General features: G+C 27.9%; 22 protein-coding genes, 1 tRNA gene, 1 other RNA gene and 1 pseudogene. 17 read left to right on the forward strand and 8 right to left on the reverse strand.

Annotation, left to right across the window (positions count from 1 at the left end; all coding sequences use genetic code 11):
- Window positions 1-11 precede the first annotated feature (11 nt).
- Both U880_RS0109095 and U880_RS0109100 read right to left on the reverse strand, forming a co-directional pair.
- Entirely contained in the window at window positions 12-1,250 is a 1,239-nt protein-coding gene (locus tag U880_RS0109095; RefSeq protein WP_024655714.1) for an aminopeptidase, read from the reverse strand.
- Window positions 1,251-1,263: 13 nt separating this feature from the next.
- Window positions 1,264-2,157, reverse strand: a complete 894-nt coding sequence (locus U880_RS0109100; protein ID WP_024655715.1) for a Cof-type HAD-IIB family hydrolase — start codon at window positions 2,155-2,157, stop codon at window positions 1,264-1,266.
- 123 nt (window positions 2,158-2,280) lie between these two features.
- Here U880_RS0109100 and U880_RS0109105 point away from each other — a divergent pair, with 123 nt between their 5' ends.
- The 5 genes from U880_RS0109105 to U880_RS0109125 are packed head-to-tail and all read left to right on the forward strand — an operon-like array spanning window position 2,281 to window position 7,286.
- A complete protein-coding gene (locus U880_RS0109105) occupies window positions 2,281-4,059 on the forward strand; it encodes an aminopeptidase P family protein (protein ID WP_024655716.1) in 1,779 nt (592 codons plus the stop codon).
- Entirely contained in the window at window positions 4,056-4,751 is a 696-nt protein-coding gene (locus U880_RS0109110; RefSeq protein ID WP_024655717.1) for a hypothetical protein, read from the forward strand. Before U880_RS0109105 ends, U880_RS0109110 begins: the two co-directional genes overlap by 4 nt.
- A gap of 27 nt (window positions 4,752-4,778) precedes the next feature.
- Window positions 4,779-5,276 carry a peptide deformylase gene (def, locus tag U880_RS0109115; protein ID WP_024655718.1) on the forward strand — a complete coding sequence of 166 codons (498 nt, stop codon included), beginning with the start codon at window positions 4,779-4,781 and terminating at the stop codon, window positions 5,274-5,276.
- Window positions 5,273-6,202 (forward strand): methionyl-tRNA formyltransferase, encoded by a 930-nt coding sequence (gene fmt / locus U880_RS0109120; RefSeq protein ID WP_024655719.1) that lies wholly within the window; start codon window positions 5,273-5,275, stop codon window positions 6,200-6,202. The genes def and fmt overlap by 4 nt, the downstream gene beginning before the upstream one ends.
- Before the next feature lie 31 nt (window positions 6,203-6,233).
- A complete protein-coding gene (locus tag U880_RS0109125; RefSeq protein ID WP_051373913.1) occupies window positions 6,234-7,286 on the forward strand; it encodes a PASTA domain-containing protein in 1,053 nt (350 codons plus the stop codon).
- A 48-nt stretch (window positions 7,287-7,334) separates the two neighbouring features.
- Here U880_RS0109125 and U880_RS0109130 read toward each other — a convergent pair whose 3' ends face one another.
- Window positions 7,335-8,054 (reverse strand): 16S rRNA (uracil(1498)-N(3))-methyltransferase, encoded by a 720-nt coding sequence (locus tag U880_RS0109130; protein ID WP_024655721.1) that lies wholly within the window; start codon window positions 8,052-8,054, stop codon window positions 7,335-7,337.
- A 75-nt stretch (window positions 8,055-8,129) separates the two neighbouring features.
- Between U880_RS0109130 and trxA the strand changes: the two genes are divergently transcribed.
- The 8 genes from trxA to secG all read left to right on the forward strand — a co-directional run bounded on the left by trxA (window position 8,130) and on the right by secG (window position 15,209).
- Window positions 8,130-8,483, forward strand: coding sequence for a thioredoxin (gene trxA, locus U880_RS0109135; protein WP_024655722.1), 354 nt, complete (start codon window positions 8,130-8,132; stop codon window positions 8,481-8,483).
- Window positions 8,484-8,570: 87 nt separating this feature from the next.
- The gene (ybeY, locus tag U880_RS0109140; RefSeq protein WP_024655723.1) at window positions 8,571-9,017 is read left to right on the forward strand and encodes an rRNA maturation RNase YbeY; all 447 of its coding nucleotides are present in this window, start codon (window positions 8,571-8,573) and stop codon (window positions 9,015-9,017) included.
- Entirely contained in the window at window positions 9,017-9,793 is a 777-nt protein-coding gene (locus U880_RS0109145) for a hemolysin family protein (RefSeq protein ID WP_024655724.1), read from the forward strand. The genes ybeY and U880_RS0109145 overlap by 1 nt, the downstream gene beginning before the upstream one ends.
- Window positions 9,790-11,775 carry a tetratricopeptide repeat protein gene (locus U880_RS0109150; RefSeq protein ID WP_024655725.1) on the forward strand — a complete coding sequence of 662 codons (1,986 nt, stop codon included), beginning with the start codon at window positions 9,790-9,792 and terminating at the stop codon, window positions 11,773-11,775. The genes U880_RS0109145 and U880_RS0109150 overlap by 4 nt, the downstream gene beginning before the upstream one ends.
- 72 nt (window positions 11,776-11,847) lie before the next feature.
- Window positions 11,848-12,855 carry a type I glyceraldehyde-3-phosphate dehydrogenase gene (gene gap / locus U880_RS0109155; RefSeq protein ID WP_024655726.1) on the forward strand — a complete coding sequence of 336 codons (1,008 nt, stop codon included), beginning with the start codon at window positions 11,848-11,850 and terminating at the stop codon, window positions 12,853-12,855.
- A 29-nt stretch (window positions 12,856-12,884) separates the two neighbouring features.
- Entirely contained in the window at window positions 12,885-14,063 is a 1,179-nt protein-coding gene (locus U880_RS0109160) for a phosphoglycerate kinase (protein ID WP_024655727.1), read from the forward strand.
- Window position 14,064: 1 nt separating this feature from the next.
- Window positions 14,065-14,829, forward strand: a complete 765-nt coding sequence (tpiA, locus tag U880_RS0109165) for a triose-phosphate isomerase (protein WP_024655728.1) — start codon at window positions 14,065-14,067, stop codon at window positions 14,827-14,829.
- A gap of 11 nt (window positions 14,830-14,840) precedes the next feature.
- A complete protein-coding gene (secG, locus tag U880_RS0109170; protein WP_024655729.1) occupies window positions 14,841-15,209 on the forward strand; it encodes a preprotein translocase subunit SecG in 369 nt (122 codons plus the stop codon).
- Window positions 15,210-15,269: 60 nt separating this feature from the next.
- Here secG and ung read toward each other — a convergent pair whose 3' ends face one another.
- Window positions 15,270-15,941: a uracil-DNA glycosylase gene (gene ung / locus U880_RS0109175; RefSeq protein WP_024655730.1), complete on the reverse strand. Its 672-nt coding sequence runs from the start codon at window positions 15,939-15,941 to the stop codon at window positions 15,270-15,272.
- A 93-nt stretch (window positions 15,942-16,034) separates the two neighbouring features.
- On the opposite strand from ung, the gene U880_RS10395 reads away from it, so the two are divergent.
- Window positions 16,035-16,682 (forward strand): TrmH family RNA methyltransferase, encoded by a 648-nt coding sequence (locus U880_RS10395; protein ID WP_038359733.1) that lies wholly within the window; start codon window positions 16,035-16,037, stop codon window positions 16,680-16,682.
- Here the strand turns inward: U880_RS10395 and U880_RS10985 are convergent.
- Window positions 16,666-17,361, reverse strand: a complete 696-nt coding sequence (locus tag U880_RS10985; protein WP_084543269.1) for a queuosine precursor transporter — start codon at window positions 17,359-17,361, stop codon at window positions 16,666-16,668. The genes U880_RS10395 and U880_RS10985 overlap by 17 nt on opposite strands.
- 44 nt (window positions 17,362-17,405) lie before the next feature.
- Complete coding sequence (locus U880_RS0109190) at window positions 17,406-18,098, reverse strand: queuosine precursor transporter (protein WP_024655732.1); 693 nt, start codon at window positions 18,096-18,098, stop codon at window positions 17,406-17,408.
- A 141-nt stretch (window positions 18,099-18,239) separates the two neighbouring features.
- On the opposite strand from U880_RS0109190, the gene ssrA reads away from it, so the two are divergent.
- Window positions 18,240-18,599: a transfer-messenger RNA gene (ssrA, locus tag U880_RS10990) on the forward strand.
- Between the two features lie 32 nt (window positions 18,600-18,631).
- Here the strand turns inward: ssrA and U880_RS0109200 are convergent.
- Window positions 18,632-18,703 (reverse strand) — tRNA-Gly (locus tag U880_RS0109200).
- A gap of 151 nt (window positions 18,704-18,854) precedes the next feature.
- Here U880_RS0109200 and U880_RS0109205 point away from each other — a divergent pair.
- Window positions 18,855-19,121, forward strand: a pseudogene (locus U880_RS0109205) (DUF3276 family protein); the annotation flags it as partial.
- 94 nt (window positions 19,122-19,215) lie between these two features.
- Here U880_RS0109205 and U880_RS0109210 read toward each other — a convergent pair.
- A complete protein-coding gene (locus U880_RS0109210) occupies window positions 19,216-19,761 on the reverse strand; it encodes a ribonuclease HII (protein ID WP_024655734.1) in 546 nt (181 codons plus the stop codon).
- A gap of 74 nt (window positions 19,762-19,835) precedes the next feature.
- Between U880_RS0109210 and U880_RS0109215 the strand changes: the two genes are divergently transcribed.
- A complete protein-coding gene (locus U880_RS0109215; protein WP_024655735.1) occupies window positions 19,836-22,289 on the forward strand; it encodes an AAA family ATPase in 2,454 nt (817 codons plus the stop codon).
- Window positions 22,290-22,307 lie beyond the last annotated feature (18 nt).

The raw sequence follows: 22,307 nt of genomic DNA on the forward strand, positions 1-22,307 counted from the left end.
CGTTATTTCATTTATATGAGAAATTGTCCATTTTGTATTATTATATGTTCTTTGCCCGATTTGGCAATACCGATGACATTTATGTCATTGCTTCCAATTATGAAATCTGTGTGAATTAAAGAAACATTACATCCGTAATCTAGTTTTGCAATATCTGTTTTAAGCTCACTTCCATTACTTAAACAGGAAGGATAAGCACTTCCTAGTGCAATGTGACAGCTTGCGTTCTCATCATATAATGTGTTGTAAAATGTAAGTCCACTTTTATATATTGGAGAGCTGTTATCTACTAATGCAACTTCTCCTATATATTGTGCTTGTGCATCGGTTTCTATATGCCTCTTTAGTATGTTATTTAATGTATCATTATCACATCCAAAATTGATTATTTTACCTTCTTGAAATTCCATCCATATGCCAGTTATTAGATTTCCAAGTATTGTTACTGGTCGAGTTGCGTACATAATACCATTTGTTTTTTTGTAGTTTGGTGTTGTGAAAACTTCTTGTGTAGGCATATTTGCATTAAATTCAATTTCTGTTCCACTTATTTTTTCACTTCCTCCTGTCCAAATGGAATGTTCTAGTAAATATATTTCTAGATTTGTTTTTTTGTTTTTAAATATTATTTTTTCTAATTGAAGATTATTTAGGGTTTTGCATCTTTGATGTAATTTATTTCCATGAATTTCCCAAGCTTTTATTGGATCTTCTGTGTCAAGTAACATAATTTTTTTTTGAATTTCAAAAAATTCTTTTAATGTTTTTTGACTCTCAGGTTTATTTAAGACTTTTGAAGCCCATTTTGGTCCTGGCGCACAGATTGTGCACCAGGACAATTCATTATTCATCATTGCACTTGAAATATTTTTTGATGCTAATTTTAATGCCTGAAAGTATTTAGATATTTTTTTATTGTCATATTCTTTTAGTGCATCCAAATTTTCTGTATTATCAATTCTTATTTTTGCCCATTTTTCATTTATCATTTCTTCAAAAAGTTTATGTTTAAAATCAGGAATAAACTCTAAAAGATTTTCTTGTGTTGATTGTAATCTAGATTTTAAGATTTCTGTATCCTCAATGCTTAATTCTACATATTTTGCTCCATGTTCATAAGCTTTTTGTGCTAAGATTCTTAAAAATTCATAACTTTCAATTGAGCCTGTAATGAGTACACATTGATTTTTTTGTAAGTTAATTCCTTTTACAATAATAAGTTCTGCATATTTTATTAAGTCTTTTTTCATGTGTGATCCTTTATTATGCAGGGTCTTCTAAAATATTGTCATTAATGTAATGAGCAACGGCTTCATTATCATTTGTGTTTATTATTTCTAAGTAAGATAACATTTTCTTTAGTCTGTAATTTGCATTTCCCATTAGTAATCCTTTTTTTACGTTTTCTAACATGTCAACGTCGTTAAAGCCATCTCCAAATGCAATTGTTTCATTTAAATTGATATTGATTCTTGTAAGAACATCTTTTAGTGCATTTCCTTTTGAAACTTTGCTATTAACAATTTCGAGTGAGTGTGGTGTTGATAAATAAGCATTTACTTCTTCTCTATATTTTTCTAGAATTGTTGCTTCATATTTTATGAGCTGTGCTTCTTCATCATGTAGTAATAAGATTTTTGCTATTTTGTTAAAATTTTTAATTTCTTTAAAATTATTGACTTCGTTATATCTTATGTTTATGTCTTGTAATTCGTGTTTGATATATTGGTGTTTATTTAATAATCTATGTTTTTTAAATATATCATTAATAGCATTTTTAGTTATGTTGTCAGCATAAAGGTTTTCATCTATATCATCAGATCTTTGTAAAAAGTGAGGTATGTTTTTATATTTATTTTCTCTGATATTTAGAATTTCTTTTACAATATCGGGAGCTAAGTCATAACTGCTTATTAATTGCCATTGGTTATTATATACCCTTGCTCCATTTAGTGTTATAAAAAATGACACATGTGAATTTAGATTCTGTATAAGAAGAGGTATTATTTCATTTTTACTTCTTCCTGTTGCAATAATAAATTTTTTGTTTTCTTTTGTTAGCTTTTTTATTACGAGTTCGCTAAAAGCTCCTATTTGGCTATTTGAGAGTAAGAGCGTACCATCGAGATCAGAAACAACAGCCTTAATGTTTTTCATGTTTTTGTCCTTTGATTTTTACTGTTATATTTAATTATATCAGATAAGAAGTTTTTTTAAAATTGAATTATTTGTTATAATTAAACAAAAAGTTACTTTTTAAATCCTAAGGAGCTTGCTTATATGGAGGTTAATACAAGAATATTATCTTTAAGAAAATTGATGATGAAAAATAAGATAGATGCATATTTAATAGCAAGTCATGATCCGCATATGAGTGAATATTCTCATGCTAGATTTAATATTCGTGAATTTATTACAGGTTTTACAGGAAGTGCTGGGACAGTAGTTATTACAGAAACGGAATCAGTGCTTTTTACTGATGGTAGATATTTTTTACAAGCTGCAAATGAACTTGAAGGAACTGAGTTTAAATTAATAAAACTTGGGGTGGAGGGCCATCCAGATATTTTTAGCTATATTAATATAAAGCTTAAAGGATTACGGATTGGAGTTTATGCTGAGGATATTAGTATAAAATTTTATGATGATTTAGTTAAAAATTGTAAATTTACAGATATTGAGATTTTACATGAAGATTTAATTTCTAAAATTTGGCAGGATAGGCCTTATTTTACAGGTAATAAAATATTTGAACTTAAGGAAGCTCAAAAAAATGATAAAAGAATAAATAAAATCAATAAAGTTAATGCAAAATTAGAAGCAAATACAATTGATTTTTATGTTATAAGTTCTTTGGATGAAATAGCATGGCTTTTAAATTTAAGAGGATTTGATATTGAATCATCAGCTTTGTTTTATGCTTTTTTGTTTATAGCTAGAAGTGAGAGATATAAGAATGTTCTTTTTGTTAATGTTGATAAACTTGATTTTGATTTAATAGAGAGACTTGAGGTTGAAGGAATTGAGGTCGAAGATTATAGTAATTTTTATTCATTTTTAGAAGAGATTAATCATGAGGGCAAATTTTTGATACCAGTTAATAGTAATGTTAAAATATTGGAATCTATTGGTAGATCAAATGCAGTATTTGGACTTAGTATTGTTAATGAACTTAAGGCAATAAAGTCTGATTATGAGATTAGTAAGATAAGAGACGCTCATATTATTGATGCTGTAAGTTTGGTTAAATTTTTATATAAATTTAAGAATTTAACTAAAGATGAGCTTGCTGATTTAGATGAGGTTGATGTTGCAAATATGCTTTTAAGCTTTAGGACATTAAGAGATGAATTTTTTAGTTCTAGTTTTGATTCGATCATTGGTTTTAAAGAAAATTCAGCATTGCCTCATTATAGACCAAAAAAAGGATTTAAAAAACTTAATCAGGATGGATTGCTTTTAATAGATTCTGGAGGTTCTTATCTTGAGCTTGGTACTACAGATGTTACGAGGACAGTTTTAATTGGGACAGTATCTCATAAAGAGAGAGAAGACTATACTTTAGTTCTTAAATCTTTTATTGCTCTTGCTTCTTTAAAATTTCCTTTTGGAATGTTGGGTGCGTCTCTTGATGGTATTGCCAGATTTCCTTTGCTTAAGCATGGCTTAAATTTTGCTCATGGAACGGGGCATGGAGTGGGATTTTTTCTTAATGTTCATGAATTTCCTGTTTCTATTAGCCCTTTATCCACTTATTCTTTTAAGGGTTCTGAAATTATTTCAATTGAACCTGGGATATATAGAAGTTCTGAATATGGTATTAGAATTGAAAATTTAGTTTTTGTAAAGCAAAGTTATTCAAATGAATTTGGAATTTTTTTGGAATTTGAAAATTTAACCCTTGTACCTTTTGAAAAAGAATTGATAGTTGTTGAAATGTTGTCAAAAGATGAATTAAACTATGTTAATAGTTATCATGAATTTGTATATTTTAGTTTAAAAGAATATCTTAGTGGTGATGAACTTAAGTTTTTAGAGATGTTAACTAGTAAGATATGAAATTTGTAAATTTATTGGCAATATTGATTTTTATTGTTTTTAATTTTGTATGTTTATTTTCAAATTCATTTAACGTTGTTTTTCATGATTCTTATGAGGATGCTATAGATGAGGCTCAAAAATTATATAAAAATGTTTTAATATTGGTTGGAAAAGATATTAAAGATAATTTAATAAAAGATTTTTTAAAGTCATTTGAAGATGATAAGCTTTTTAAGCTTGTTGCTAAGCATAATGTTTTTTTGATTATTGATGTAAATAATGAAATTTTTAGTGAAATTAATTTAAAAAAGAGTCCAACTTTATTTTTTGTTGATGCAAAAAGTGAACAAGTAAGGGCTGCTTATACTGAATCCATTAAAGATACTGTTCAATATAATAGAGAGTTTTTAAATTATGCTTTGGGAGTTTTAAAATTAGATGATATTGTGTATAAAAATGATAACTATGAAATTAATATTTTTGATGATAAGGTTTTTTTTTATAAAACATTGGATGGTCATTGGAGATTAAGAATGAATGGTAAAGATAAAAAACTTCTTCCTTCAAAAATAGAGCTTAAAGAATTTTTAGTATTTAAAGATGAGAATGGAGGTAGGCTTTATGCTTTGCCAAAATCTAAGAAAGGTGGTATTTATTTTTCGGAATCGGAAAAAGAAGAATGGAAGTTTTTTGGACAAATAAAGTCGTAATTTTAAAAATAGATTTTTGGAGGATTTATGGAAATAGTTTTTTATCCTGATGATTTGCTTCGAGTACAAACGAAGGATGTTGCAAATATTGATGATGAATTGCGAAGTATCATTTTTCAAATGATAGGTTTAATGGATAAAAGCAAGGGTGTTGGACTGGCTGCACCTCAAGTAGGTCTTGATTTGTCTATTTTTGTAGTTAGAGAAAATATGATGTCAAAACCTTTGGTTTTTATTAATCCTGTAATAACGTCAAAATCTATTGAACTTAGTGTTTATAAAGAAGGTTGTTTAAGTATTCCTGGAGTTTATTATGATTTATCAAGGCCAAAATCAATTGTAATTGAAGCTTATGATGAAAATGGCAAGTTTTTTAAGATTGAAGATTTAGATATTTTAGCCAGAATTATTCAGCATGAAATGGATCATTTAAAAGGTGTACTTTTTATTGATTATTATGAGGATAAACTTAGGAATAAATTATTGAAATCTTATCTTAAGGAAAGGAGGCTTGTTAAATTTTGAAAATTTTTTTTGCAAGTTCTGATAATATTGCTTTAGAGGTTTTAAAAAAAATATCAGATCAATATGATGTAGTTGGAGTATTAACTGCACCTGATAAGCCTAGTGGTCGTGGTCTTTCTTTGAAAGTAAATGACATTAAACGTGAAGCTCTTAGTAGAAACATTACTGTTTTGCAACCAGTTGTACTTGATGCTGATGTAATAAACGTGGTAAAAAGCTTAGAGCCTGAACTTATGTTAGTTTTTTCTTATGGAAAAATTTTTAAGCAAGAATTTTTGGATATTTTTCCAATGGGTTGTATTAATATTCATCCTTCTCTTTTGCCAAAATATAGAGGCCCTTCTCCTATTCAATCTGCTATTTTAAATGGTGATTCTATTAGTGGAATTACTGTTCAAAAAATGCTCTTAGAGATGGATAGTGGTAATATTTTGGCGCAAAGTCAGTTTGAAATCAAGGGTTTTAATACAAGTGTTGATATTTTTAAATATGTTTCTTTAAATAGTTTTGATCTCGTAATAGAAGCTTTAAATAAATTGCTTAAAGGAGATGTTGGAGTTGTTCAAGATAAAAATAATGCTACATATTGTTCTTTTTTTGGCAAAGAGCATAGAATGATTGATTTTAAGTTGAGTGCTTTTGATATTAAGAATAAAATTAATGCGTGTAATCCTTGGCCCCTTGCAAGAGCTAGGCTTGATAATAATGAGATTATTTTTCATAGAGCTGATTTTATAAGTACTAATGATTATGATGATCAAGTTATTGGAAAAATTGTTGATTTTGATCCTAGTAAAGGTCTTTTGGTAAAGACAGGAGATGGAATTTTGGTATTATTAGAGCTTCAAAGAATTGGAAAAAAAGTTTTAGATTGTGCATCATTTTATCATGGAAGTAAAGATTTAATAGGTAAGGTTTTTTCTTAAAAATAAAGTTTAAGGAGATGATATAATATTGATGGATAATAAACCACCACATAATCAGTTATTTTTAGATAGTCAAAATCTAAATGATAGTAATTTGCATGAATTTAGAGAAAATTATGATGATAAAATGCATGATTTGCCAGAGCATGTGTCTAGGGGTTTAGTGCTTACTATTGTTGGGTCTTTGATGATTTCATGTGCGATATTTTTTATTTTTTTAAAGGGTAGTGATATTGTTGTTGTTCCAAATTTAAGTGGACTTTATATTGAAGAGGCAATTACTGAGCTTCAAAATAAAGAATTAATTCCTTATGTTGAACTTAAGTTCTCATCAACTTCGCTTGATAAAGGTAAGGTAATAGATCAAAAACCTAAGGCAGGTACTGTTTTGAGACTTGATAGTAAGGTTAAAATCTTTATTAGTAAAGGAGCTGTGATAAATAAAGTTGATAATTTTATTGGTAAGAATATTGATGATGTTCTTATTAATTTGAAAGCCAATGCAATTAATAATAATAGGATGCTTTATCATTTGTTAAGACCTGTTGAAATTGAGAGTATTCTTCCAAAAGGAACAATAATTCGCCAAGAACCATCACCAGGTACTAAGATTGCGAGTTTAGTTGATCTTCAATTTTTAGTAAGTAAAGGGCAAGAAGAGCCATCTGTTAAGTATATAAAAAACTATGTTGGACTCTATTACAAAGATGTAATAATTTCTCTTTTAAATGATGAGATTAATTTTGATATCAATGTTTCTAAGGGTAATGATTTTGGAAGTGTTATTTATCAGTCTTTATCTCCTGGAAATAAGATTGAAACCTTAGATAAATTGATAATTACTATTAATGAACCAAGAGTTAATAGTACAAGCGTGTTTGGAATTATGACTTATAAATTAGATGTATATCCATCTAGTGTAGATATCATGGTTAAAGTAAGAGATTCTAGTGGAAATAGTGCTTTATTTTATTCTTTTAGATCTAAAGGTGGACTTATTAAATTGCCTTATGAGGCATTAAAAGGCTCAACAGTTGAGCTTTATATTCATGATAAACTTATAAATCAAACATTAGTGAATTGAAATAATGAAGGCAAATTTTATTTTTGAGTTTAATACAGGATGTTATTATTAGTCATTCATTTTTGATGTAATAATCGTGGATGCTACGATTGTAGCTGTTTCTGTTTTTAAAATATTTGGTGAAATGTTATATGTGTTAAAATTGTACTTTGTTATTAAATTTATTTCTTTTGTTATAAATCCTCTCTCAGGTCCAATTATGACAATCACATTTTCTGTTTTTATATTTATGTCAATTAGTTTGTTTTTGCTATTTCTTTCAAGTAGTATTTTTGTGGTATTAAAATTGTCATCTTTTATATTCTCTAAGACTTCTATCAAATTGTTAAAAATTTTAATTTTTGGTATATATGTAATTCCGCCTTGCATAGCTCCTTTTATTAAATATTTTTCATATTCTTTTGTTCTAAAGAGTTTGGAGTGTGAGTAGGATTTTTCACTAAGTAAAGCATTGAAAAAAATGATTTCAGATATTCCAATACTACCAAGGTGTTGAATTATTCTTTTTGCTGCAATTGGTCTTATGAACCCAATGACAACTTTTACTCTTGTCAGTCGATTTGATTTTGATATTTTATGATTGTTTTTAAAGAAAAGTCTTATATCTTTATGATATATGCATGAATAGATGTGTTCTTCACCAATAATGCCAAATTTAAAGGAATCATTATTTTTAAGTTTTAATATTTCTGTAATATGTTTTACTCTTGGATCATTAAGTACGATTCCATTATGAAACTCATTTGTGTTTATTAATATCAAATTCATTGTTTATGATTTAGTTCCTTATTAATTATATTATATTTATGTTATAATGAAAAATCGATTGATTTAGGAGAAAATATGGCAATTAGTTTGACTAAGCAGGAATTTATTGATAAGGTTTTTGATTATAAAAACAATCAAGAATGGAATTTTAAGGGTACAAAGCCTGCAATAATTGATTTTTATGCTGATTGGTGTGGTCCATGTAAAATGCTTGCTCCGATTTATGACGAACTTTCTAAGGAATATGAAGATAAAATTGATTTTTATAAAGTTAATACTGATAAGGAGCAAGAAGTTTCTATGATGCTTGGTGTACAAAGTCTTCCTACCATTATTTTTGTTCCTGTTGGAGATAAGCCAAGAGTTTCTGTTGGATTTATTGAAAAAAATTCTTTGAAGGATGCAATTAAAGATTTGTTTAAAGTTTAATAAAAGGGTTTAATGATAAGAAATTGAACTCTTGTCTGTTTATATAATGTTCTTTTTAAGTTATAATTAGTTTTAGGATATAGTGAATTGATAAAAGAGGAGTTAAATTTATGGGCAGAAGGTGTTGAGTTTAAACATTGGGATGCTTATTATAATTTTATTTTATCTGTTCTCAATATTCTTTGTATTAAAGAATATGAGCTATCTGTTATCCTATGCAATAATGAGTACATTCAAAAGTTAAATGGTGAATTTAGGCAAAAACCAGAGCCTACTGATGTTTTGTCTTTTAATTATTTTGAAGGTAGTGAACAAATAAATCATAAAATACAAGGAGATATTGTCATATCTCTTGAGTATTTGGAGTTTAGTTCTTTAGAATTTAATGTTGAAATGTATGATGAGCTTCAAAGAAATACTATACATGGGATTTTGCATTTAATAGGATATACTCATGATACAAATAATTTTCAAAATGAGACAATGTTGATTATTCAGGAACAGGTTTTAAGAGAAACCAGAAGGGTATTTTGATGTTCAAGTTTTTTAATTTTAAGAATAAAAAAATGAAATATGTTGAGGGTAAAGATAGCGAAGAAAAATCGAAATTTGAAACATCTTTGCTTAATAATTTTAATTCTCTTAAAGAAACGATTGTGAAAGAGATTATGGTTCCAAGAATAAGTGTAATATTTATTGATTATTCTATAAGTAAAGATGATATTTTGAAAGTTGTAACTTCTAGCAATCATTCAAGATTTCCTGTTTATAAAGAAACAATAGACGATATTATAGGAATAATTCATACAAAAGATATATTGTTACATATGTGGAAGAAAGATTTTTATGAGATAGATCTAAAAGATATTATGCGAAAAGTTATGTTTGTTCCTGAGAGTAAGAAAATAGATTCTCTTTTAAAAGAATTTCAAGAAAATCATGTGCATATTGCTATTGTAGTTGATGAATATGGAGGAATTTCGGGGCTTGTTACACTTGAAGATATTCTTGAAGAGATTGTGGGAGATATTCAAGATGAATTTGATAATGAAGTTGATGAAATAGTTCCTCTTGATGATGGAAGTTATCTTTGTACAGCTAGAGTGTTAATTGAAGATTTAAATGAAAAACTTGGATTGTGTCTTCCAGATGGAGATTTTGATACTCTTGGAGGTTTTGTTTATGATCTATTTGGAAGAATTCCTTTGAAGAATGAGAAGATAGAATATAATAATTTAATTTTTACTATTAAAAATATGCATCAGCGAAATATTAAGGTAATAAAGATTTCCCAAAAGGAAGGTTTATGAATTTTAAGAGATTTTTTATAATGCTTTTGTTTTTTTATTTAAATTTTGGTAGTTTAATAGGTGCTACTACAACTGCTATTGAATATTATCAAAAGGCACAAACATGTTATCTTATGCAAAAATATTATGATGCTATTGATGAACTTCTTGAAGCTGTTAAGATTAATCCTAATTATTATGAGGCTTACAAATTTCTGGCTGAAATTTATTATAAATTAAAAATATATAATCAAGCTCAGTTTTTTATAGAAAAAGCTTATAAGATGTCAAATAGAGACATCGAATATAAAATTCTTTATGCAAATATATTGCTTAAAAATAATGGAGCATCACAAGCTAAAAAGTTTTATTCAGAGGTTTTATCTAAACAGAAAAATAACATTGATGCTTTAGTGGGGCTTGCTTCAATTTTTGAAGAAGAAGGTTTACTTATTGCGGCTGCTAATTATTATTTGTCCGTTCTTGAGTATAGTCGTACAAATTATAGTGCATTTGACCATCTTATGAGCATTTATGAAAAATTAAACATGAATGATAAGGCACAACATTTAATAAATAAGGTTAGAGGAACTTTTACTTCTTTTCCGGATTTTCATAGGAGAGTTGCAGAATTTTCTATTAAAACTGGTAATTTAGGATCTGCTGAAAAATATGCTCAAAATTATTTAATGTTGCTAAAGACTACTTATAAAGATTTTGGACTTGTTGATGCTTATCGTTTACTTGCTCTTGTTTATTTATATCAAGTTAAATATGAAGATGCAGTAGATGCGCTTCAAAAAGCGATAGTTATTGAACAAGATTCTGATGAGCTTTATTATTTACTTGGATATTCTTATTTAAAATTTGGAGAGGTTGATAAGGCTGTTTTTAATTTGGAGAGGGCTAAAAATATGAAAAAAGACTTAGAATTTTATGATATGGCTCTTGAAGAAAGTTTTTTTGTATCTAATTTTAGAAGTGCATTTCAAAAAAATAATAGTACTAATGTAGAAATATCTAAGAGGTATCAAAATGAAGGGCTTAAGGCTTTTCAAGATTTAAGTTTAGATGCAGCAATATTTAATGTAAAGAATGCTATTGATATTTATCCTGATAATGATGGGGCTAGATTTTTGCTTGCTAAGATTTATAAGTTTATGAAATTAGATGTAATGGCTTATGAAGAACTGTATTATTTGGTAGAACAGAGAAAGGTTACTGATTCTGAGATTTTAGATTTTTATGATATGGTTGCATTTGATATTAGAAGTTCTTTGTTTTTTAAGTATGGTTATAAAACTATTGGTGACTTGAATAAGCTTTATGATAACCAAACAGTTTACAGGATAGGTATTTTTACTCAAAATGAAAATAAAGTTTTTGGTGCAAATGATTTAATTTTAAAATATGCTGAGAGGATTCTTGATCGTAATTTAAATATAGAAGTGGTTAATTATAGATTTGATTATAATAAGGATAAAGATTATTTGGTAAGTAGTTTTTCTGAGGAATTTTCTTATGCACGAAATAATAATCTTGATTTATTTTTAATGTTTGATCTTGATGTGGATGTTTTTCAAAACTTGGCTAGTTTAAGGGTAGATATTTTTTCAGGTAAAACCGGAGTTAAAGTGAAAACTTTTAGTTATAATTCAGGGGGAGTGTTATATTTGAGTAATATTTTAAGTTCTTTCTCTAGAGATTTTAATGATTATTTGCCAAAAAAGGGAAAAATACTTCAGATCAAAAAAGATGATGTTTTAATTAATCTTGGGCATGTAAACGATGTAAAACTAGGTGATGTCTTTTTAGTTCTTAAAGAGGGGGCTTTAAAATATAATAGTGATAGTGCTAGTTTTATGAGTTATAGTAAGTCAGATATTCTTGGTGAAATTTCTATTGAGGAGATAGGTGATTATATTTCTAGAGGGACTTTAAAATCATCTGCACTTTTAAGAGATTATATTCAAGAAGGATATACGGTTTTTATAAAAAAATAGTTTGACACTTGGTATTAATTAATTTATTATTTAATAATTCTAGTAGACAATAAAAAATGATGGAGGAGTTGTATGAAGTTAGCTATTAATGGCTTTGGACGTATAGGTAGAAATGTTTTTAAAATTGCTTTTGAGAGAGGAATAGAAGTTGTTGCTGTAAATGATTTGACAGATCCTAAAACACTTGCACATCTTTTGAAATATGATTCTACTTTTGGAGTATATAATAAAAAAGTTGAAGCAAGAGATGGAGCTATTGTAGTAGATGGGAAAGAAATAAAGATTATTGCTGAGCGTGATCCCAAAAAGCTTCCTTGGGGTAAATTTGGGATTGATGTTGTAATTGAGTCAACAGGTGTGTTCTCTTCAGCAACAAGTGATAGAGGTGGGTATCTTGATCATGTTGAACATGCTGGTGCTAAGAAAGTAATTTTGACAGTGCCTGCTAAAGATGATATTAAAACAATTGTACTTGGTGTTAATGAGCATGAAATTACTTCTGATTTAAAAGCTGTTTCTAATGCTTCATGCACAACAAACTGTTTGGCACCTCTTGCAAAGGTTTTACATGAGGCTTTTGGTATTGAACAAGGGCTTATGACTACTGTGCATGCTTATACTAATGATCAAAGGATTCTGGATTTGCCACATGCTGATTTAAGACGAGCACGAGCTGGGGCTCTTTCAATTATTCCTACTTCAACAGGTGCGGCTAAGGCTGTTGGACTTGTTTTGCCTGAACTTAAAGGTAAGCTTAATGGTACTTCTATGAGAGTTCCTGTACCTACAGGTTCTATTGTTGATCTTACAGTTCAACTTAAGAAAAAAGATGTTACAAAAGAAGAGATCAATTCTGTACTTAAGAAAGCATCAGAGTCTAGAGAACTTAGTGGTATTTTAGGATATACAGAAGATCCTATAGTGTCTTCAGATATTAGAGGAAATTCTCATTCTTCAATAGTTGATGGTCTTGAGACTATGGTATTGCTAGATGGTTTTGTGAAAGTACTTGCTTGGTATGATAATGAATTTGGATATTCTACAAGAGTAGTTGACCTTGCACAAAAATTAGTTAAATAATTGAGAAGATAATCTTGAGGTATTTGTAAATGTCAATAAGAACTATAAAAGATTGTGATTTTTCAGGCAAACGTGCTTTGGTTAGATGTGATTTTAATGTTCCCTTACGAGAAGGGAACATTACTGATGATACTAGAATTAAGGCGGCTTTACCCACAATAGAATATCTTAAATCTCAAGGAGCCAGAGTTGTTTTGATGAGTCATTTGGGTAGACCAAAGGGAGAGAAAAATCTTAGGTATTCTCTTATGCCTATTGCTAGGAGATTATCAGAACTGTTGGGGCAAGATGTTAAGATGTTGTCTGATTGTATAGGTGATGAAGTAGTTGCAGCTGTTTCTTGTATGCAGAATGGAGATGTTGTTTTACTTGAGAATGTGAGATTTTATAAGGAAGAAGAAGAAAATAGCGATGCTTTTGCAATGCAGTTATCTAAAAGTGGTGATATTTTTGTAAATGATGCTTTTGGAACTGCTCATAGAGCTCATGCTTCTACATCAGGTGTTGCATCTTATTTGCCAGCTGTTGGTGGATTTTTGATGGAAAGAGAAGATGAATTTTTGGGTAAAATTTTAAAAAATCCTGAGAGTCCATTTGTTTCAATAATTGGTGGTTCAAAAGTTTCTTCAAAAATTGCAGTTCTTGAATCCCTTTTACCAAAATCAAATGTAATGGTAATTGGTGGTGGAATGGCATATACCTTTTTAAAAGTAGAGGGATATTCTATTGGTAAGTCTCTTTTAGAAAATGAATATATTGATATAGCCGCATCTTTTTTGAAGAAGGCAAAGGAATTAAGTGTAGAAGTTATTTTGCCTATTGATCATGTTGTTGCGAGTGAATTTCAGGAATATTCTATGCCTGAATATGTTGATTTTGTGAATATTCCTGATAATAAGATTGGGATGGATATTGGCGAGAAGACTTTGGAAAAAATTGAGAGAGTTCTTAGTAGTGCAAAAACTGTAATTTGGAATGGTCCTCTTGGAGTATTTGAGTTTGATGCTTTTGCCAAAGGTACAGCAAAGGTTGCAGAATATGTGGCTAATTGTCCTGGAATTACGGTTATTGGCGGTGGAGATTCAGTGGCTGCTGTAAATAAATTTAATTTGTCTGGAAAGATAACCCATGTTTCAACAGGGGGTGGTGCTTCTCTTGAATATCTTGAAGGAAAAGTTTTACCAGGTATAAAAGTGTTGGAGGTTTAAGATGAGAAAGGTTTTCTTAGCAGGAAATTGGAAAATGCATTATACAAGTGTAGAGGCTGCAGATGTTGCTAAACAGATTGTAGATGGTGTCTACAATATTAATAATAATGTGGTGGTTATGATAACACCTACATTTACGTCCCTTTGTAAAGTTTGTAGGGTGACTAAGGGAACCAATGTTCTTCTTGGTGCTCAAAATATGTCTTATGAGAGTAGCGGCGCTAGAACAAGTGAAATTGCGCCTTCTATGCTTTTGGAATTTGGGGTTGATTACGTAATACTTGGACATTCTGAATGTAGAACATATCTTGGAGAAAATGATGAAATTATAAATAAGAAAGTTCTTACAGGACTTAAACATCCATTTAAATATTTGATTCTCTGTGTTGGAGAAACCCTTGAAGAGAGAGAAAAAGGTAAAACTTTAGATGTAGTTTTGAATCAGGTTAGAAATGGATTAGTATCTGTATATGAATCTGATCTTCAGAGAATAATTTTAGCTTATGAACCTGTATGGGCAATTGGGACAGGAAAGACAGCAACAAAAGAAGAAGCACAAGAAGTGCATAAGGCAATTAGGCTTGAAATTCAATCATTATATTCAAAATCGGCAGCAGATAATATTATTATTCAATATGGTGGTTCTGTTAATGTTGACAATGTTGAAGGTTTAATGGGTGAAAGCGATATTGATGGAGCATTAATTGGTGGTGCGTCTTTAAAAGCAGATTCGTTTTTAAAGATAATTAATAAAATATCGAAATAAAGAGGTTTGTTTTGGAGTTAGTTAGATTTTTAGTATTTGTCTTTTTTGTTATTACTTCATTTATGATTATTTTGTTAGTATTGTTTCAAGATGAACAAGGCGATGGCATTGGAGGAGTGTTTGGAGGTGGAAGTTCTTCTATTTTTGGGGCAAGATCTTCAAGTGTTGCAATAAAAATTACAGCATTTTTTATTATTCTTTTTTTTGTTTTTGTAATTGCATTGTCTTTTATTAATACCAAACGAGTTGATAGTGATTTGTTAAAAAATGTTAAAGTTGATGAGAAGAGTTCAACTTTTTGGGATGATGATAAAAATAAAAATAATGAAGATGCTTTAAATAAAGAAACTTTAAATAAAGAGAATCAAGAAGATAAATAATAAATTTTAAATAACTTGTATATACTATTAAAGAGATGATAGCTTATTAGGAAAATTGATTTATTGGAAATTTATTGGGGTTTTGTTGTGTTCTTGTAGATATCTTAAAGTTTTACTAAAGTGGTTTGAACCTAAAAATCCATTGTGTGCAGAATAAGGAGAGGGGTGGCTTGTTTCAAGGATTAAATGTTTTGATATATCTATTAATTCTTTTTTTCCCTTTGCAAAATTACCCCATAACATAAATACAACATTATTTAAATTTTTTGAGATGATTTTTATTACTTCGTTTGTAAAAATTTCCCAACCAATATCCTTATGAGATGATGGGCGACCTTCTTCTACTGTTAATATTGAATTTAGCAAAAACGTTCCCTGTTCTGCCCATCGTGTTAAATCTCCATTTGGAATAGTTTTTATTTTTAAACTTTTCTCTATTTCTTTAAAAATATTTTGTAATGATGGAGGTATCTTGATGTCTGGATTAACAGAAAATGCCAAACCATTAGCTTGTCCTTTTCCGTGGTATGGATCTTGTCCAAGTATCACCACTTTAATATCTTTAAATGGTAAGGTATCAAATGCATTAAATATTAATCTTGGTGGTGGAAATATTTTATCCTTTTTAGTTTTATATTCATTTTTTATGAAACTTACAAGTCTTTTAAAGTATCCTTTGCAAAATTCACTTTTTAACATTTCTTTCCAAGATTCTTCAATTTTTACTTCCACATTTAATATTATATAGAAAATTAATTATTTTGTAATATTTTAATTGAATTTTTCAATTTGATTTTATTGGTTTTTTATTTAGAATAATATGTTATGGTCAGTGATACATTGAAAAGAATAGAGATATTGGCTGAATTGATAACTCGAAGAAGACGAGAGAGAATAGATGAAGTATTAAATAATCGTACAAATTATTTGACACTTGTACTTGAAGATATTTTTCAATCTCAAAATGCAAGTGCTACAATGCGTACAATTGAGATTTTAGGACTTAGTAATATTCATATTATTGAGACTAATAATAAGTATATTTTAAATCCAGGTGTTGTTCTTGGAGCTTCAAAATGGATAGGTATTAATAAATATAAATGTGTAAAAGTTGCATTTGAACATTTAAAAGCTAATGGGTATAAAATAGTAGCTACATCATTAGATAATGAAGCCATATCTCTTGAAGATTTTCCAATTGATACTAAAATGGCAGTATTTTTTGGAACAGAATTAACGGGTCTTAGCCATACAATTTTGCAAAATGCTGATTTGCATTTAAAAATACCAATGTATGGATTTACACAAAGTTATAATCTCTCTGTAGCTGTAGCTATAGTCTTTTATTCTTTAATTAATCGTTTAAGAAGTAGTTCTATTGATTATTTGCTAAATGAAGATGAAAAGTTAAACTTAAAGCTTGAATATTATAGAAAAATTATAAAAAGGTACAAAATCATTGAGAAATTGTAGTTTTTCTAGTTTTTAGCTTGTTTAGGAAACAATATATAAAGGTGTCAATTATCATTATTGCAATGGTAAAGGGCCATGAACTTTTTACCATGTTAATGTTATTTCCAGGATATAGTTGTTCTATTATGTACATTGAAATATTTGCTAACATATAGGCTATACAAGAAGAGCAGAATCTTGATACATTGTGAATTATCCATTTGTTGTTTATATTGTTTTTTTGTAGTATAGAATATACTTTTATGTTCACATAGTTAGATAAAAATATGATATATGTTCCAGTGAAAATTATTGAAATATAAGAAGCATTGTAGAACAATACTTTTAAGTGTATGTTAGAAGTATCAAACTCATTTTGATGAAAATAGAGTGTAAAATGTATCATTATTACAAAAGTGATATGTGTGAGCATATTTAATGTTATTGACTCTATAGCTGATTTTTCATTGTATTTTTCTGTAATTAAATTTAGCGAACAAAGTATTGATAAAAAGGTTATGCCTGATAGGCTAATTTGTTGTTCAAATATAGTCACTTTCTTTAATATAATGAGATTTGAAAGTATACTCATTATTATGTTAAAACAAAAAAGTCCCGATTTGTCAAATAGGTAGTACAATAATGTCAATTGTGAATATACAAATGTTATTAAAATTATCCATAAAATCATGTCTATCATGTTGCTAATTATAACAAATTATTAAGTGATAATTGAATGTATATTTACTCATTAATTTGGATTTTTTTATTCTGATATATGTATTTTGCAATATAAATAAATGGAGTGCCCATGATGCCTGCGATTCCTTTAATAAAATATGTTGATATTATGATATTAAAATAGGCTTCTTTTGGGAATATATTAAAATATGTTGCAATGCTTACAAAAATTGTCGTATCTATAAATTCACTTACTAATGTTGATCCGTTGCTTCTTATAAACAAGAATCTTGGGAATTTTTCTTTTATTAAACGAAATAGGTATATATCGTTTAATTGAGATATTATATATGCGATAATTGATGCAATTAATAAAATTGGAATTGAAGAGAAAACATTTTCCAAATTTTCTAAATATATGTCAGAATTATTTGTTGAAAAATAAAGTTGAATGTTTGTAATAAATGCAAATGCTATAAAACTTATAAATCCAATATAAACTGCTTTTTTTGAATTTTTATGACCATAAATTTCTGATAAAATATCTGTTGCAACATATGATGATGCATAAAGAATATTGCCCAGTGTTGCATGCAATCCAAATATTGTAATTTGCTTTAAAACTTGAATGTTTGCAATAATTACGGATGATACTAGCCACGCTAGTAAGCCTTTTTGTCCAAAAAAGTTATACGTAATAATTAAAATCGAATAAGTGCAAATTAGCATGATGCACCATAGCATTTCGTTGTTCAAAAAATCTCCTTGTATTATTTATTATTTTAATATCTATTAATGTATTAGAGTAATTATAAGCTTTTAAGTGTTGTTTTGTAAATTAGTTTGTTTTTCTTTTTTTATTTATTTGTGTTATAATATCTTAAAAGATTATTGAGAGGGGATGTTTTTGGATTTGACTAGAAACTTTAGTAGCATAAGTGGCAAGCAGAGGGAATCTCTTAAAACTTCTTTAATAAATGCAAAAAATAATAACTTTACAAGTTCAGATCTTGTAATGGCTGCTTAATTTAGCAGAGAGTTTTGTTGGATTTTGCTTTGAGGTTCAACTTATACTCTTTAAGACATCAAAGTATGCCTAAAAATGTTTCAAGTTGATTTTTAGGGACTTTTAAACTTGAGAGTAATTTGGTGGTTTGCTTGTTTCCCAAGCCTTATTGCTTTTTTAAAAATTAGCTAAGCTTGTAGATATTTATGATATTATTTTTAGGACGCGGGTTCAATTCCCGCCATCTCCAATTTTTTATATTTAAGATATTAGCTTTTCAAGAAGCGTCCTATCGGAATCGAACCGACATCATTAGCTTGGAAGGCTAAGGTAATAGCCATTATACGAAGGACGCACAGATAACAAAGTTGATTCTATAAAAAAATTCATTTTATGTCAATTGATTTTATTGTTAATTTCGGCTAGTATTTTTCTTGTTTAGCAAGTACAATTATGTTAACTTTTGTATAAGCTAATATATAAAGGATTTTTGTGTGGAGGACTTAATGGGCGAGAGAGGGGAAGTATATTCTGATAAATTGTTTACAAATTCGGATAGGACTTATTTCTTTAATGTTAAAGAAAATAGAAAAGGTGATTATTTTCTCAATATTGTGGAGAGTAAGAGAAATGTTAATGGAGATTTTGAGAGACATTCAGTTTTTGTTTATGAAGAGAATATTGATGAGTTTGAATCAAATTTATTGAAAGCAATTTCTGTAATTAAGAAAAAGGTTGCCGGAAATTTAGTTAAAAAAGGAGAATATCATAATGATCGTAAATCCTAGAGTGTTTAATAAGCATGATCCTTTTTGAGGATGACTTAGTCCTAGTCATGGACATAATTAAAGTTATGTTAATTGATATTTAAATTAGTTGAAAGCTCTTTCTGTGAAGGCTTAATATTCCATATTTTTTGATTGCATCTTTATGTTCTTTTGTTGGATATCCTTTGTTTTTTTTAAGTCCGTATAGGGGATAAGTTTTGTCATATTCATCCATCAATTTATCTCTTTGTACTTTTGCAATAATTGATGCTGCTTTTATTTCATCGATCATAGAATCCCCTTTAATTATTGCTCTAATTTGTTTAGCTTGTATTTTGGGGATGAATTTTCCATCTACAAGTACTAAATTGCATTCTATATTTAACTTTTGATATGCGATTTGCATTGCAAGGAGTGAAGCATTATGAATATTGATTTTATCAATAATTTCATTGGATATATCTGCAAACGCATAATGTGCATTCTCTAGTATTAATGATGAGAGATATTCTCTTTTTGTTTTGGTAAGTTTTTTTGAATCATCTAGTTCATTTAAAAAGCTGGGTTTACTTTTAAAAATAACAGCTGCACTTAAGACTGGGCCAAAAATGCATCCTCTTCCAACCTCATCAATTCCACAAATCATAACTATTTATTATAATACAAAGTTATGTTTAGTAAATTAATATTGTTTATAATTTAATTTAATTGGGAGTAGTTTTGTTTTTAGAAAAAATAGGACTTTTAGGATTTAAGTCTTTTGTTAAAATGCAAGAATTAAAGTTAAATAGTAGTTTAAATTTTATAGTAGGTCCAAATGGTTGTGGAAAGAGTAATTTATTAGATGCAATTCGTTTTTGTATAGGTGAAGATAATTTAAGTATTTTGAGAATTAAACATATAACAGATTTAATTTCTGTATCAAAATCTAAGGAATCTAATTTTGCTGAGGTGACTCTTTTTTTTAACAATGAGGATCTCTCTATTAGTGATTTTAGAGATAAATTTTATATTAGAAGAAGACTTTATAAAGATGGTACAAGTGAATATTTTTTAAATAATGATAATTTGAATCTTAAAAATTATATGGATCTTGTTAATAAGCTAAGATTCAAGAATTCTCCTTATATGTTTATTAATCAGGGTAAGATTGAGAGAATATCTTCAAGTGGCAATATTAATTTAAAATCTCTAATAGAAGAGGCTAGTGGAATAGATATGCTTAGAGTTGAAGAAGAACAGGCATATAAGAGCTTAGAAAAATCTAGAGAAAATTTAACTTCTCTTTTGATTTTGAGAGATGAATTAAATGAAAAATATGAAAAAATTAAAAATGATTTTTTGATTAAAGACAAATACCAAAAATTAAAGAACGATCTAGAAGTATTGGATAAAAATTTAAACTTGAAGAAGCTTTTTAATCTTAACTTTGAATTAACTAAACTTAAAAATAGCTTGAATATTAAAGATATAGATAATATTTTGTATTTAAGTAGTTTTTCTATTGAGAGTATTAAGGAAAAATTAGAATTTTATTCTCTTAGAGAGAAAAATGTTATTAAAAATATTGAACTTATTAAAAAAGAAATTGAGACTTTAAAATCTAAGTTGCTTACAATGGAGATTAAAATTCAAAAATTAGAACATGACAAGAGGGGAAAATTAAATTTAGCAAATATTTTTATGAGCAATAAGTCACAGATTGAATCAGTAAAAGTAGGCATAAATGAAGAGCTTATGAATTTAAATAATTCCCTTCAAAGTAAAAAGAAAGATTTTTTCATACTGACTGATGAGATAAATAGGTATACAAGGAGTTTTTTTGAACTTGTTGATTTAGTATTGTCGATTGTCAAAGAAAGCAATATAGAAGAGTTTGAGCAACTTAAAAAAAACATTTTAAATTTGTTAAAATTATTTGAAGATACATTAAGCATAAAATATCTTAAAAATATTAGAGAAAATTTACTTAAATATATAGCCAAGGAAGATAAACTTTTAAATTTATTAAGAGAGAAAATTGAACCTATTTTTGAACAAAATGTTGATTTAAGAAAATTTTTGCTTACGAGAAATAATTCTAAAACTAGCCTTGCAAAGGAAATCACTACTATTGAGAGTTTAGTGTCTGAGAAGACATTGAAATTAAATGAGATATTGGGTGAAATTGAATATACAGAGCTTTCTAGGCTTAAAAATGAAGATGAAATTAAATTAATTGATAGTAATTTAAAGTTTTTATTTGAAACTAGAGATGAACTTAAGGAGCGCCTTAATAATTTAAATTTAAAACTGGATGAATTAAACTTGGAACGAAGTGACATTAATGTTAATTTAGACAAGTTCTTAAGTGCTGCTAAAGGTAGTGAATTGGTTGGAAATAAAGAGATCAATACTTTGAGTGTATTAGATGCTTTTAAAAATTCATCTTATTATGAATATATGAAAAAGCAAGCAGAATATGATATTTTATTGCATTCTAATTTGGATATTAAGGATGAGATAAAAGATTTTAATTTTATTAATAAGGATATGGAAAAATTTGATCTTGAAGATGATTTAGTGCAGATAGCTTCTTTACGGAAAGAAATTAGTATGATTGAACATGATAATTATATTTTTTTTAATGTTGAAAGGGAATATAATGAGATAAAGGATAAGGTTGAAAAAATAAATTTACAAATAAACGATTTAAATGCTACTAAAGAATCTTTAGATAAACTTAGAAAAAGAATTAAGAGGGAAATTAATAAAAAATTTAATGATGCTTTTGATAAAATTAGTGATCATTTTATTTATTTTTTTAGTCGAATATTTAAGGGTAGTGGAAGTTTATTTTATGATAAAGATTTAGATGAGATAGAAATTAAAATAAATTTTAAGGATAAATTAGTCAGAGGCAATAAAATGCTTTCTGGGGGAGAGCATTCTTTAATTAGCATAGCATTTTTGTTTGCTTTGTATTATTATTCTCCTGCTTCATTTTGTGTACTTGATGAAATAGATGCTTCTCTTGATTTTGAAAATAGTAATAAACTCTCAACACTTTTAAATGAACTTGGTCAAAAAGTTCAATTATTGATAATAACTCATAATATGTATGTTGCTAAGGGAAGTAAGAATTTGATAGGTGTTACTAGTGATAATGGAGAAAGTGTAATATTTAATATATAATTTACTTAGTATATTAGG

This window comes from Borrelia hispanica CRI (assembly GCF_000500065.1).
GTDB lineage: Bacteria > Spirochaetota > Spirochaetia > Borreliales > Borreliaceae > Borrelia > Borrelia hispanica.